We start from the raw sequence: 14403 nt of genomic DNA, 5'->3' as shown, positions 1-14403 counted from the left end.
CAATGAAATCGCCTAAGAGAACTAATTTAAGCTTTTGCTTAGATCATATATAATATCATTTACATTTTCTATGCCTACTGAAAGCCTTAAAAGCTTATCAGTAACACCCATTCTATTTCTTATTTCTTCAGGAATAGACGCATGTGTTTGAAGATATGGATAAGTTATAAGACTCTCTACTCCACCAAGACTTTCAGCAAAAGTTACAATTTCAACTTCTTCAAGTACTTTGCCTATAGCTTTCTTTTCCTTAACCGTAAATGAAATTATTGATCCGAATCCACTTGTCTGCTTTAATGAAATTTCATAACCTTCATGCTCTTTAAATCCCGGATAATATACTTTTTCAACAGCATCACAGTTTTTAAGCCACAAAGCAATGTGTTTTGCATTTTCTTGCTGTTTTTCAAGCCTTATTGCAAGAGTTTTTATACCTCTGAGTATGAGCCAACTATCAAAAGGTGAAAGAGTAGCTCCAATGGAAACTTGAGTAAACCTTAATTTTTCAATTAAATCTTCTCTACTAGCTACCAAAAGACCTGCCAGAGTATCGTTGTGTCCACCTAAAAATTTTGTTCCACTATGAACTACTATATCTGCACCAAAATCCATTGGTCTTTGAAAATAAGGTGTAAGAAAAGTATTGTCTACTATTGTAATTAAACCTTTTTCTTTTGCTAAAGCTGATATTTTCCCTATATCACTGACTTTCATCATTGGGTTAGAAGGAGTTTCCATGTAAATAGCTTTTGTATTATCCTTTAATTCCATTGTAATTTTTTCTAGGTCTGTTGTATCTACATATGTTGATTCAATACCATAAACTTTATATACATCTTCAAAAAGCCTATAAGTTCCACCATACAAATCATCTGATATTATTATATGTTCTCCTGGTTTTAATAGTCTTGCAACACAGTCTATTGCTGCCATACCAGTTGAGAATGCTAAACCTTCCTTTCCACCTTCAAGTTTCGCTATAGTTTTTTCAAGCTCTTCCCTAGTAGGATTTTGGAGCCTTGAATAATCATAACCAGTACTTTGGTTTAATCCCTTATGTTTAAATGTTGCACTTTGATATATTGGAATACTTATACACCCTGTTTGATCTTCCCATTCACCACTTCCGTGAACCATTATTGTCTCCAAGTTATTACAGTCTGTTTTCAAAACCGCCACCTCCTATTATTTTCCATAAAAAAACAAAAGCCACTTTTCAAAAGAAAAGCAGCACACAAATAAAATCTGCGTCTTTTCTTATCTTCCAGAAATATATTTCATTTCTGCAGGAATTAACACCGTTACATTCGAATGAGAATGCCGGTTGTTGGGTTTCATAGGGCCAGTCCCTCCACCTCTCTTGATAAGAACAAGATTGTTATCAATATTAAATTAACTTATCTAAATTTTAATCACTAAATATGATTATGTCAATACTTTTATCTGATAATCACTCCAATTATCTTCTCTATCCGTAAACTAGTACTCTTAACTACTCACTAAATTTAGAGTAACTTAATCAGCCCTTCTAACTCATCAGATAAAACTTTTGCAAGCTCAATATCAGTCCCTTTTAAAGCTAATGCTATTTTAGTTTCAACTAATTTTTTCTTTTGTTCAATTTCTAAGTAGTCTTTGTCAAAATAACTAGCATAAATCATCTTCCTAAACTTTCGCATGCTCATTTTTCTAATTGTTTTATCCTCAATGATTAAAACAAAATCCATACAATTTACTATAGTATAAAAATCATGAGAAATCATTAAAATCGCACCTTTATAGTCTTCTATGGCTTTTTCTAGTGCTATTTGTGAATAGGTGTCTAAATGACTTGTCGGTTCATCAAGAATCAACAAATTTGCATTACTAGCAGAAATTTTAGCCAGTTGAAGCATATTTTTTTCTCCACCAGATAAAGACTCTATCTTTTGATTAATGATTTCTTCTTCAAAACCATAACCAGAAATATATGACTTAATCTCTTCATAAGTTTTAAAACCAACATCAAAAAATTCTTCAAGTATAGTATTAGACTCATTTAATGTTTTGCCTTGAAGTTGAGATAAATAAGCCACTTCAACCTGCTGGTTTATCTCAATAGAATCATTATTATTTTTAAAGATTTCTTGAACTAAGGTTGTTTTACCGGTACCATTTAATCCGACAAGAGCTACTTTATCGGTAGATTTAATCTCAAAGTTAACATTTTCTAAAAGTATATCATCAAAGCGAGCACTGTAATCATTAACTTTTAAAACAATTGTTTCTTCCATTTCATTATCTGTAACAAAACTGATACTCGGCTCTTTAATATCTACAAATGGCGCTTTAATTCTACGTTTTTCTAATCTTTCTTGGATTTTAACTCTAGCATTTAGAGATTTTCCTCTAGCAGCTTCAGTATGCTCAGTTGCGAGATATCTTAGTTTTTTTATCAACATCTCATTTCTCCAAAATTCTTCCTCATCAGAAGTAGCTAATTCTTGCAGTTCAATTTTCGTTTGGAGTAAAGAGAAGTTATACTCAATATAGCTTCCATCAAACTCTTGGAGCTCCATGTTTTCAAGATGCAGAATTTTGTTAAAACAATGATTCAATAGATATCTGTTGTGCGTAATAATTAACATTGTTCCAACGTGTGAATTAATTAGATCTTTAAGAGAATTAAGGTTTCCAAAGTCTAAAAACACATCGGGTTCATCCATAATCATTAATTCTGGACTATTTAACATTTCCTTAATTACTTGAATAAGCTTAAATTCTCCACCACTAAGTTCAGATATCATTAGATCTTTATACTTGCTTAAGTTTGCAAGATTTAGGTTTTTATTAATATTGTTTTCGAAATTATCCCCATTAATTGCACCAAATGCATCTAAAGTTTGTTGGTACTTTTCTAGTAAAGGTTCAATATCTGAAGATGTTTCCATTTCGCTACAAATAGATGTTATTTCATTTTGCAGTTTAATAAACTTTTCACCAATATATTCGAAAACTGTAATTTCTTTTGTTTCGCCAAGCTGTGAGAATTGACTTACATAGCCTATTCTACAATCTGAGTCCATCTCAAGCTTTCCATCGAACATATATTTTTCTGGATCCATAATTATATCTATAAGTGTACTTTTTCCACAACCATTTGTTCCTATAAAAGCACAATGTTGACCATCTTCTAATGTAAATGAAATGTTCTTATATAGATCCTTTTGCGGAAACGAGTAGGACAAATTATCAACTTTTATCATATTATTACCTCTCTTTATCACTAAAAAAGAGCCTATTAAATAAGCTCTTCAATGTATTTTCTTCTCAATTGTAATTTTATACTTGAATTTTATCTAGTAGAGATATTCTACTTAGTTTACCATAGATAGCATAACACTTTTTAAGATTAAGTTCAATCATTTCATTTTATCTACTCGAATTGACTTTCTTTTACCATATTATAAAGCATTCCTTGCTTTAACAAACTACTATTGCCACCTAATGCATCTACTAATGTATAAGCAAATGGTAGGACAGAAGCTGGTCCTCTGCTAGTGATCAAGTGATCATCTACAACAACAATATCTTCAACATAATTTGCATCTTTAAGCAATGTAGTATATTCCTCTCCAGGATATGATGTTACTGTGCGTCCCTTGATAATTCCTGCCTTTTCTAGAATCATCGGTGCTGCGCAAATAGCTGCAACAAACTTTTCCGGTACTTTATCAAAATATTTTACTAATTCAATAACCCTTTCATCATCTCTTAAATTGCTTGCACCAGGTAATCCACCAGGTAAAACAATCATATCGTATTCTTTTATTTCATCACTTATAATTTTATCCGCTAGTACCACAATACCATGAGAACCTTTTACCATTTCTTCATTGATGCTTACCAAATTACATTGAAATTCTGCCCTTCTTAAAACATCAACTACAAATAATGCTTCACCCTCTTCAAATCCTTCTGCTAAAAAAACTGCAACTTTTTTCAATTTAACTCTCCCCTTCTCTTAACTATTATCTCCTACTAAATAACCTAAGTACAAACAAAAATATATTTATAAAGTCTAAATATAAAGTTAATGCCGCAAGCACAACCCCATGCATATCATTACTTTGTACTTGCATACGCTTTATTTTCTGCATGTCATATGCTGTTAATGCCCCAAATACTATTATACCTAAGAGACATACACCTAAATCGAATGTGGAAGAAACGAAAAACATCTGCATAATAGTAAGTAAAATTAAACCTATTACAAACATCATGGCAAATTGGCCTATTGCACTTAAGTCTTTTTTTGTTGTTATCCCTACCATTCCACTGCTTAAAAACATTAATGAAGTTAAAGCAAACACAGTAATTAATTGACCTTGGTTTACAGTTAAAAAAACTATACTCAATGTTACACCATTTAAAGCTGAATAAACTAAAAACCAAAATATTGCAGATGCTGTAGACATTTTAGCAACTATCTTAACTAATGTTATAACCATGACTAGTTCAAGAATCATAGCCCCGTAAATTACTGTTGTAGATACATTCATTATATAGTTACTCGTAAACAGACCAACTATAAATGTTATTAGTAATCCAACTGCCATTAGGCACAAAGTCTTTCCTATAAAAGTAGATCTGCTTTTTATCAAACTATTACTTTCCATACTAACATACTCCTTTGTTATTATATTTATTTTCTACCCGATGATTCTTCCAGTATATCTATTGTTTTTGTTAAGGAACCTTCGAATTCTTCCTCAGAAGAGTTTTGGAATATAAGTAAATCATCTTTTATACACGGATCATCCAACGCAATAGGAACATCAAAATTAATTCCTGTTACATATTCATTCCAATTCGCAAGTTTCCATGTATCCCTATCAGAATTTCTCTCAATCATTCTCTGCCTCGTTACTTCGATTGAAGTTTCTACCCAAATAATTACTAAAGATGCGTTCTTATCTTTTAATGCTACCTTTAATTTTTTAATATAGTTTAAATCTCGTATTTCTTTTGTAAATGGTGCATTAATTAGCACAATATCATCATAATTCAAAGCTTCCATTGCGATTTCTACTATTGTTTCATATTCATAATCACGTATATTTTCATTAAAAAAATCTGAGCTTCTATTATATTCTTCACCTGCTACAACAAAAATCTGTTTTGATAATTTTATGAGTGTATCTTTATCAAGATAGACAACATGGCGTAATGCCTCGGCAAGCTTTTTTGCGATATAAGTTTTTCCACTTGCTGGTGGTGATGTTACTAAAATCAGTTTTTTCATAACAATCCTCTCCTAGTCAAAAATTTTTAAGTCTGAAACTTTTCATGTTTACTTTATTATACCCCTTTTTCCTGTTTAATAATTTAGCAAATTCACTTCGCTTATAAACTTCCCCGGTGGACGTGAACAAAAGAAAAGGATTAAAGCTTTTATGCCTTAATCCTTTTCTTACCATTCACACGTACCTGCAATAGTTAATATCTCTTATTTGCCGCTTAATGCTTTTTTTAGAGCTTTAATTTCATCTTGATGTATTTGCTTGCTTTTCCTATCGCTTTTTTTATCATCTATAGGTAGTAGGCTCTGCAAGGCTTTAATTTGTCGTTTTATTTCGTCCTTATCTTTTGGAATTTCAAATTTTGGCATTATTTGACCCCCTTAAAATAATCTTTCATATATCTATTCTGCATTTGAGAGTTATTTCCTTTTAAAATTAAATATTTATACTTATATTGCTATTGTTGCTCCTTTTAAGTATGCTAATTCTTCTCCCTGTAAATGAGTAGAAAGCTTCTCAAATACAGTTTTATGATAATTATTTAGCCAAGATTTTTCATCATTTGTTAATAAGGACACATCTATAGCATCTAAGTCTATAGGGCAAAGCGTTAAAGTCTCAAACTTCATAAATTGTCCACCATACTCAGTCTTTTCATCTTCCTGAGCGACAACTAAGTTTTCTATTCTTATACCATGCTTTCCTGCTTTATAAACTCCTGGTTCGTTGGAGACTATCATTCCTTTTTTAAGCACAATATTATTGGGAAGCACAGATATTCGGTGTGGTCCTTCATGAACATTTAGAAAGAAACCTACTCCATGTCCTGTTCCATGCTTATAATCCATACCTGCATTCCAAAGTGGAATCCTAGCTATAATATCTAAATTTGAACCTGTTGTTCCATATAAAAATCTCTGCAATGTTAAATTAATCATCCCTCTTAATACTAAGGTATAATCTGTTTTTTCTTCCTTTGTCAATGGACCTACAGCTAATGTTCTTGTGATATCTGTTGTTCCATCTAAATATTGAGCACCAGAATCTAATAGGTAAAGCCCCTCCGGCTTTATAGTAGCTTGATTTTCTTTTGTAGCGCAGTAATGAGGCATAGAAGCATTTGCTTTATAAGCTGAGATTGATGCAAAGCTTAGATCATAGAAATTTTCTCCTACACTTCTTATCTCCTCGATTTTATCTGATGCTTCTATTTCTGTAATATTGCGCGATTTTATAGTTTTCTTCATCCATGTTATAAATTTAACCATAGCCACACCATCGCGTAGCATAGCCTTTCTAACATTTTTAATTTGAATCTCATTCTTTATACCCTTAAACCTTGTAGTAATATCCATAGCCTCTAAAATCTTAATCTTTATGGAACTATAAATCCAAGTGCTAGTTCTTGCCGCATCAAGTAATATTGCTCCATCTTTGATTTTCCTTAAAAATTCTCCTATGCTTTCGTAAGGTTTTATTTCTACATTAGCCTTTTCTAGTTCCGCTCTAACCTCTGGATTTATTTTCTTATCGTCTATAAATAAATAATTTTTTTTCTCTGAAACAACGGTGTAAGATATAGTTAGTGGATTACATTTTACATCTCTCGCTCTAATGTTTAACAGCCATGCTATGTCATCGAGTCCTGATATAACATAGTAGTTTGCTCCCATAGTTTCCATTTCACGTGCAACCCTTGCAAGTTTTGATTCTCTTGACTCTCCGGCATAGACTACATCATGCAAAATTACCTGGCTACAAGGTTTTTGTGGTCTATCCTTCCAAATTATATCTACTAAATCTTCATTAACTTCATAGGAAAATCCACTACTCTCTAGAGTACTCTTTAGACCTCTAAAATACTCTATTGAAATAACCTTACCATCAAAAGCAATTTTCGCTCCCTTCTTAAGTGTTTCTTTCAAAAATTCTTCCACAGTTGGAACACCCTCGTTACCCATTCTAAATAGTGTTACCCCCGTATCTATTAGTTGATTTTCTGCTTGTATGAAATATCTTCCATCTGTCCATAAACCTGCCTCTTTTAAGGTTACAATTGCAGTACCCGCAGAACCTGTAAATCCTGTTATAAAAGTTCTAGCACTATAGTGCTCCGCTACATATTCACTTTGATGTGGATCCGAACTAGGAACAATGAAGGCATCTATGCCTCTTTCTCTCATCTCATTTCTTAATTGTTCAATTCTTTCTTTTACACTCATCCTAATCACCCCTTTAGTTTGTAAATTTCACCTACAATTTTCATTGTAATTATTTACTCACAATATTTTATATCTGTATCTTCATTATAACAGAATAAAATAGGGATATTATGTTAATTTTTTATAACTACCCTCTTGTAACAAAATAAGTAAAACAGAATATTATATATGGTGAATATTATTTTGGAGGTACTTATGTACGATTACCGTTGTAAAGACTGTGAAAATCTTGGGCAGAATATGCCTATGGCAAGTATGCCTATGAAGGATATGCCCATTAAAGAAATACCCATGAAGGATACGAAGGATATGTCCATGATGAATATGCCCATGAAGGATATGCCTACGATGAGTATGCCTATGATGATTATGCCCATGATGATGATGCCAATGTGCGATGATGAAGATGATGATGAAGAGGATGAAGATTTAAAAATCATGTATCCCAAGATTTATAGCATAATATATCCTATGGTAAAAAACCATTGTGATATGATGGAGTCCATGTATGGCATAATGCATTCCCCTAGTAAGGATGAAATAGATAATATGTGTAAAGAAGTAAGTGACAATTACGAAAAACATTATAAAGATGGCGATGATGAGGATATGAGGGGCACATTTCGTCAAGATAGAAGAGTTCCGATTCATGATTTAGCTAGAATACTGTTTATCAGAGATTTACATGAAAGAAGAAGAAGAAGACGTAGAAGAAGACGTAGACCAATGTTCCATCATGTGTATTAAGATAAATGACTGATAACATGGTGAAATGAGATTTCAAGGATAATTAATGAAGCCCCGAGGTATACCCTTGGGGCTTTGCTTTTTACTGCTAATTGGTTGAAATTAGTAAATGAGGTATAAGGCAAACCGCTCATTTTTTTAAAAATATATGAAGAGTAGGCAAGTATTATCCAGTAATATGGGCAAAATAAAATTGGATGATAAACATGCCATTAGTAATCTAAGAAGCTTTTCAATTTGATACCGAAGCAGCTAATTAAAAAATATTAAACCATGGAGGGGATAAAATGAGTTTTAAGATTATTGCAGACTATCATACTCATACTAATATTGCAAAGGGACATATTCCCTTGTTTAATATTATTTTCGGAGAACATGCAAAAGGAAGTATTGAATTAAATGTTAAAGCTGGAATAAAAAAAGGATTAAAAGAAATTGCCATAACAGATCATGGTTATAAACATATTACCTTCGGAATGAAACTAAATCAATACGAAAAACTACGTAAATTAATTGATGACCTTAATAAAAGTTCATTATTGAAGAAGAATGACTTTAAGATTCTTCTTGGCGTAGAATGTAATATTGTTACTAAAAAAGGTGATATAGATATTAAAGATGAAATAATTGATTACCTGGACATAATTTGCGCTGGTTATCATCCTGGAGCAATACAAAATCCATTTTTACTTAGGAACTATACAGAAGCTGCAATTAATGCTATTAAAAAATATGATATTACAATATTAAATCATCCCTTAGAGCATGTTAATCCAGATATTATCGAAATTGGAAAGATTGCCGCTCAAAGAAATACTGCTTTGGAAATTAATAGAAGTCATAAGAATATGGATATTGAAACAATAAAAAATTTAAAAAATATGGGTGTTAAATTTTCATTGGGAAGTGATTCACACAAATCTGAGGATATAGGGTATTTTGGTAAAGCTTATAATATTGCAGTTAATGCAGGCCTTACAGCTGATGATATTGTTAATGCTGATGGAAGTGCACATAGATCAATGAAATTATTAAAAGATTAGGTTAATTATAGAAATCGTGTTCAAAGAATGTTTAATATCAATGTTTATTGCTTATACTACAATTATTATAAAAATACTAAAAAATAGGAAATCAGGTGATTTAAATGATATACATATATAATTGTTATGGAGGAACCCACTCATCTATTTTAGCAATGGCTTATCACTTAAAAATGCTAGATGAAAACCGCGAACCGACTAAGGATGAAATATTGAAACTACCTAACTTTAATAAGTTAGTATATGGAAATCGTGGAGAACTTTTTTATTATGGAAGTGATGAGGATGAAAATAAGGTCTATATTGTAGGTAGGGGCCGTTCAAAGGTTTTAATTCCAGGATTATATAATTTAGCTTCTATGCTTCATAAACAAAATCTACTAAACGAGAAAATTATATTTTCCAATACTTCGCCAACTGTTCCATTACCAATGACCTTTGGTGGATTCTTTTCTAGGTGGCTAAAAATTGATTTTATAGGAGTGCCATTGCTTGTAAAGGGAGCAAAACAATCTTACCAAGACATAATAAAACTTGTAAATCAGACAAAGAAGGTAGCAAAGGAAGATAAGTCAGGAGTTATTATTTTAGATAATAAGGAATTTAAGAAAAATTGAATTTAACTACTATAAGGGTTACATTAATTAAAGCGGATTTAAAATGGCTGAATCTTACCAAAAAAATTTATAATAATATAAATATAGCCACTAATACTTATTTTATTATTAGTGGCTTTAAAAACTTTAAATTTGTTTTCTATTAAATTTCGCTTTTAGATATGTTGAAATTTCAATTAAAGCCTCATCTGCTTTATTCGTAATCTTATCCATTGAAATAAAGCCATGTGTAACACCTTTATATCTGGTAGAAATCACATCCACACCTGCTTGCTTTAATTTATTACCGTAAGCTTCACCTTCATCCCTTAATGGATCAAATTCGGCTGTGATTATAAGTGTGTCAGGTAAATCTTTAAAATTTTTAGATAATAAAGGCGAGGCATATCCACTTTTTCTTTGTTCTAAACTTGGAGTGTATAGTGATATAAATTTTTCAGAATTTTCCCTTGTAAGATTATAATCCATACCAAAATACGACCAAGATTTAGTATTTAGTTGATAAATATTTGTAGATGGATATATTAGTACCTGAGAGATTATGTGGGCTCCACCTTTATCACGCGCCATTTGTGAAACTACAGCAGAAAGGTTGGCACCTGCACTGTCCCCTACAACACATATTCGACTGGAGTCCCCATTAATGCTTTTAGCATATGTATAAACCCATTGGAGCACATTATATACGTCATTAAGACCAGCTGGGAATGGATCTTCTGGCGCAAGACGATAATTTACAGATACGACTATAGCCTTTGAATTTCTTGAAATCTTCCTGCAAACATTGTCATAGTCATCAATACTACCACTAATCCAACTGCCACCATGTGAATAAATTATGATAGGTAATTTATTCTCATTGATATCAGGCGTGTATACTCGCACCGGCACTTGATTTGAAGCTGTCTTTATATCCATATTTTTTATATTGGAAAAGGGTATAGGTTTAGATTTCCATATTGTTGTTGACTTATGTAATGCCCCGCGCATTTCATATATTGATTTTCCTTTAAGTGAAATAGGATTAAATTGTTCTTCTATTTTTGACATTACGCCAAATAATGTATCAAGCTTACCATAACTTGTTGAAGCAAAATTTTTAATTAAAATAAAACTGTAGGTTGCAACAATTAAGACAACAACAGGAAAAATCAACAATATTTTTTTCTTTTTCATTTAATACCTGGTTAATTAAATCTAAACAAATCTGAACATGTCAGATTATTTATAATCTAAGCACCTTATCCTTTCAAATAAATTTTTGTTTAATTGTAAGAAAATAGATGCGAGCTTTTCACAGGTTTTTCGCTCAGCTCCTAGATTCCGAAGAACCCTCAGCAATGCCAACGTGCCTTTAGTTTTCATAAAGCTAAAGTTCAGCAGCATTGGGGCAGTTAACCCAGCGTAGTAAGTTGCATAAGCCTTTCTCAACGTGTACTTATGCAATATTCTATTTTAAGTTATTACTTGTATTAAGCAAGTATCATATTTCTTATATCTTTACGATTCTTAATAACAAATCCTGGGTAACAATCCTTTTGAAGTATCTATTTTGAATCTCGCAGAAACATTATACCAGTTACTCCATTCGTTAGAATAAGTCGTATTAGTATAAGTTAATTTTCCATCTTTAATAATTGGTATTGGCTTAAAGAAACCCTTATATAGCTTCGGAACTTTTTCTTTAAATCCATAACTTCGCCTTGCTATAACCATAGCCGCTCCGTTATGAACATCCATTCCATACTGTTGACAATATTTATATAAACCAATCTTACTTGTATATTGTGGTTTAACTTTAATAAATTCAACACCATTTTTATAACAAGCTGATTCAAGCATAGTTAGTATTAATCTATAACAAAACTGCGATGTTTTTCTTGCAATTTTTGAATGAACATCCTTATCATTAATAAACTTTAAATCCTCTACAGCAATGCCACATCCGTAAGTTTTTGATGCCCAAACTACTGATTTAGCTAGTTCCCCCCATAGATTTACTCTGCGGGTACTACTTGCGGTTAAAAGTTCTGTATTTTTTAAATAATAATGCCATTTATAATTGCCTTTGTTATCTATCATAGTTAATGCTAAACCATCTGGATTAGTATCAATTCCGATGATCAAATTATGGCAAGTATTAGTAACTTCAGTTTTTTCTAGTTCAAAAGTAACATGTGCATATATCTTTCCATCTCTAAGAAGTAGTTCAACTTGATATGGATTTTCATTTACTACTTGCATAAGTAGTTTATCTTTATAGTTAAATCCATTTATCTTGCCAGTTTTTTTAGATAATTTTTGTGGAATGTATATTGGCGTTAATATTTTTTTGTAAGTTATTTTTGATTTTGTAAAGCTACCGTCAGATTTTAATCGAGAATCCGTTTTTGTTGATTCAAGTGTTGTTATTTCAAGATAAACATTTGTGTCTTTAATAACAATTCTAAGATTAGGATTACCTTTCTTAGTTTTATCTCCACGAGAAACAAATTGATTATTTCTATGTAATTGATAGTCTTCCTTAGATATTGTACCCTTGCAACGTTTGTAGAAATTTTCTTTGCCTCCAAATATAACTGAAGGTAACGTATTATTTGTTTTGTGAGTTAAATAAGTACAAAGTTTTCTAAGCCTTTTATCTAATTTAGATATTAGACCATGTCTTTGTTCTAACTTAACTCCCTTATCAAATTTCTTAAGAAGTTTTTCTACTTTGCCTTCACATTCAGTTATTCTTAAATTTAATAGCTGTACCTGGGAAATCATTGTTTGTCTAGCTTGTTCCACAGCATCTTTAGATTGCCTTGAATTTAAACCGTAGTTTTCAGAAACAATTTTACTCAATTCATGGATTTTAAAACCTTCTGTAAATCTATTTTCTTCAAGACGCTTATAAGCAAAATGCTTAGCTTTGCAAAAATGATTCATCATGTCACTTATTAAGTCAAAGTCTTCGTTACTTGGATTATAAAGTAAACATCTTAGAGTCGCCTTCAATTACATTCACCACCTTTTCTATTTATTTAAGCACGGCTAATTCATCTAAAGTTTTTCTAACTTTTTTTCCACCTGTAGCACCATATAATTTAGTAGAAAAACACGTTATTATACTTATAATATCTTTGGTCATATCCTCATTTATAGATTTACTTTCAGCATCTTCGACAAACTCCACGGTAATACCTATGTTTTTTAGCATTAAAATTAGATAATTTAAACCAAATCTAGCTAATCTATCTGGATATTCAACTATTATTTTACTTACGCCCTCCAAGTTAGATAGCATTTTACTTAGCTTGGGTCTTTTATCGTTAATACCAGAAGCAACTTCGTTATAGATTTCAACAACTTCATAATCTTTATCTAAACAATATTTTTGTAATCTTTGTGTTTGCCTATCTAAATTACCACTTTCACATTGTTTTCTTGTTGAAACCCTTGAATATATATAAACCTTATTATCTATATTAACAACATTAGATACTCTTCCCAGTGCTAATGACTCAATTTCATCTAAAGAGTACCTTCTATGACCTTTTGGTGTTTTATAACTTTTAAGCACACCTTCATTGTCCCATACTCTCATAGTTTTAGGTGTTACACCTATTATTTGAGCAGCTTTTGTTATACTTACATATTCATGCATATTTACTCACCTCTAATACTATTTTACCCAATAATATTAATTACTATACCATTTGGTTCATATATGTCTATAAATGTACAAGTATTTTATTACTGATTATACCTCCACCAGTGAACTTAAGTATTTGCAAAATTGATTTTTATTTATAATTGTTACGTAAAATAGAATCCTCTTGAATACTTATATGTTCACCATAAAGTTAAGTTTATATTATAATGAAAAAAATATTTATTTAAAATTTGCTTTTATTAAATTATTCTTTTAATTCATTTCCATAACTTTCTCCTATATTTCCAATATTCAAACAGGATATTATATCTCATGTAGGGCAATTTAATAAGGATAAAAATATTAATTTATGGAGGTATATATATGAGCGTACTTGAAGGGGTTTTTGAAAAACACGACGATGATATCAAAAAAGAAACTAAAGAAATTAAAGATGATGCTATAAAGCTTAGTCTGCGAAAAGAAGAACTTGATATTGCCAAAAACAGTGTGCAAAAAGGTGAAGTAGAGTTCGGTAAGGAAATTATAGAAGAACAAAAAACAGTTGATGTTCCTGTAACACGCGAAGAAGTAGTTATTGAAAGAAAGAGCTTAAATAATGAAGCAAGTGATTCACCAATCACTGATGAACAAAGCATTAAAATTCCTGTTAATGAAGAAAAAGTTCATGTAGATAAACATACAGTAGTAACAGGAGAAATTTCAGCTCACAAACATGCTATAGAAGATACAGAGCATATAGAAGAAACGCTTAAACGAGAGGAAGCACAAATAAATAAAGTTGGTAACCCTGATGTAGTTGACATCGGTGGTCATCACGAATAAATAAAGTAG

The 14403-nt window shown here is 31.2% G+C and carries 14 protein-coding genes and 1 riboswitch; of the genes, 4 read left to right on the top strand and 10 right to left on the bottom strand.

Annotated features, from left to right (window positions below; translation table 11 throughout):
• Positions 1 to 21: 21 nt before the first annotated feature.
• From A7L45_RS03475 to A7L45_RS03450, 7 genes are all read right to left on the bottom strand, one after another.
• The gene (locus A7L45_RS03475) at positions 22 to 1137 is read right to left on the bottom strand and encodes a trans-sulfuration enzyme family protein (RefSeq protein ID WP_071614849.1); all 1116 of its coding nucleotides are present in this window, start codon (positions 1135 to 1137) and stop codon (positions 22 to 24) included.
• A 117-nt stretch (positions 1138 to 1254) separates the two neighbouring features.
• A riboswitch (SAM riboswitch) is annotated at positions 1255 to 1370 on the bottom strand.
• A 135-nt stretch (positions 1371 to 1505) separates the two neighbouring features.
• The gene (locus A7L45_RS03470) at positions 1506 to 3245 is read right to left on the bottom strand and encodes an ABC-F family ATP-binding cassette domain-containing protein (RefSeq protein WP_071611475.1); all 1740 of its coding nucleotides are present in this window, start codon (positions 3243 to 3245) and stop codon (positions 1506 to 1508) included.
• 170 nt (positions 3246 to 3415) lie between these two features.
• The gene (locus tag A7L45_RS03465; RefSeq protein WP_071611474.1) at positions 3416 to 3985 is read right to left on the bottom strand and encodes a DJ-1 family glyoxalase III; all 570 of its coding nucleotides are present in this window, start codon (positions 3983 to 3985) and stop codon (positions 3416 to 3418) included.
• Positions 3986 to 4010: 25 nt separating this feature from the next.
• Positions 4011 to 4658 carry a Bax inhibitor-1/YccA family protein gene (locus A7L45_RS03460; RefSeq protein ID WP_071611473.1) on the bottom strand — a complete coding sequence of 216 codons (648 nt, stop codon included), beginning with the start codon at positions 4656 to 4658 and terminating at the stop codon, positions 4011 to 4013.
• A gap of 26 nt (positions 4659 to 4684) precedes the next feature.
• Positions 4685 to 5284 (bottom strand): P-loop nucleotide/nucleoside kinase family protein, encoded by a 600-nt coding sequence (locus A7L45_RS03455; protein ID WP_071611472.1) that lies wholly within the window; start codon positions 5282 to 5284, stop codon positions 4685 to 4687.
• Between the two features lie 204 nt (positions 5285 to 5488).
• Entirely contained in the window at positions 5489 to 5650 is a 162-nt protein-coding gene (locus A7L45_RS22710; RefSeq protein WP_151554143.1) for a transcriptional regulator, read from the bottom strand.
• An 81-nt stretch (positions 5651 to 5731) separates the two neighbouring features.
• Positions 5732 to 7504 (bottom strand): aminopeptidase P family protein, encoded by a 1773-nt coding sequence (locus tag A7L45_RS03450; protein ID WP_071611471.1) that lies wholly within the window; start codon positions 7502 to 7504, stop codon positions 5732 to 5734.
• 195 nt (positions 7505 to 7699) lie between these two features.
• On the opposite strand from A7L45_RS03450, the gene A7L45_RS03445 reads away from it, so the two are divergent.
• From A7L45_RS03445 to A7L45_RS03435, 3 genes are all read left to right on the top strand, one after another.
• Positions 7700 to 8251: a hypothetical protein gene (locus A7L45_RS03445; protein WP_084647340.1), complete on the top strand. Its 552-nt coding sequence runs from the start codon at positions 7700 to 7702 to the stop codon at positions 8249 to 8251.
• Positions 8252 to 8538: 287 nt separating this feature from the next.
• On the top strand, positions 8539 to 9294 hold the full coding sequence (locus A7L45_RS03440; RefSeq protein WP_084647339.1) for a PHP domain-containing protein: 756 nt from the start codon (positions 8539 to 8541) through the stop codon (positions 9292 to 9294).
• A gap of 104 nt (positions 9295 to 9398) precedes the next feature.
• A complete protein-coding gene (locus A7L45_RS03435; RefSeq protein WP_071611470.1) occupies positions 9399 to 9911 on the top strand; it encodes a DUF3189 family protein in 513 nt (170 codons plus the stop codon).
• A 126-nt stretch (positions 9912 to 10037) separates the two neighbouring features.
• Here A7L45_RS03435 and A7L45_RS03430 read toward each other — a convergent pair whose 3' ends face one another.
• From A7L45_RS03430 to A7L45_RS03420, 3 genes are all read right to left on the bottom strand, one after another.
• Entirely contained in the window at positions 10038 to 11087 is a 1050-nt protein-coding gene (locus tag A7L45_RS03430; protein ID WP_071611469.1) for an alpha/beta hydrolase, read from the bottom strand.
• Between the two features lie 333 nt (positions 11088 to 11420).
• On the bottom strand, positions 11421 to 12911 hold the full coding sequence (locus tag A7L45_RS03425) for an IS200/IS605 family accessory protein TnpB-related protein (RefSeq protein ID WP_071611468.1): 1491 nt from the start codon (positions 12909 to 12911) through the stop codon (positions 11421 to 11423).
• Between the two features lie 22 nt (positions 12912 to 12933).
• Complete coding sequence (locus tag A7L45_RS03420; RefSeq protein ID WP_071611467.1) at positions 12934 to 13560, bottom strand: IS607 family transposase; 627 nt, start codon at positions 13558 to 13560, stop codon at positions 12934 to 12936.
• 372 nt (positions 13561 to 13932) lie between these two features.
• Here A7L45_RS03420 and A7L45_RS03415 point away from each other — a divergent pair, with 372 nt between their 5' ends.
• A complete protein-coding gene (locus tag A7L45_RS03415) occupies positions 13933 to 14394 on the top strand; it encodes a YsnF/AvaK domain-containing protein (RefSeq protein WP_071611466.1) in 462 nt (153 codons plus the stop codon).
• Positions 14395 to 14403 lie beyond the last annotated feature (9 nt).

The sequence above is a fragment of the Clostridium estertheticum subsp. estertheticum genome (genome assembly GCF_001877035.1).
In the GTDB taxonomy this organism is placed as follows: Bacteria; Bacillota; Clostridia; order Clostridiales; family Clostridiaceae; genus Clostridium_AD; species Clostridium_AD estertheticum.
The sequence above is the reverse complement of the archived record's forward strand: the minus strand, read 5'-3'. Positions and strand labels throughout refer to the sequence as shown.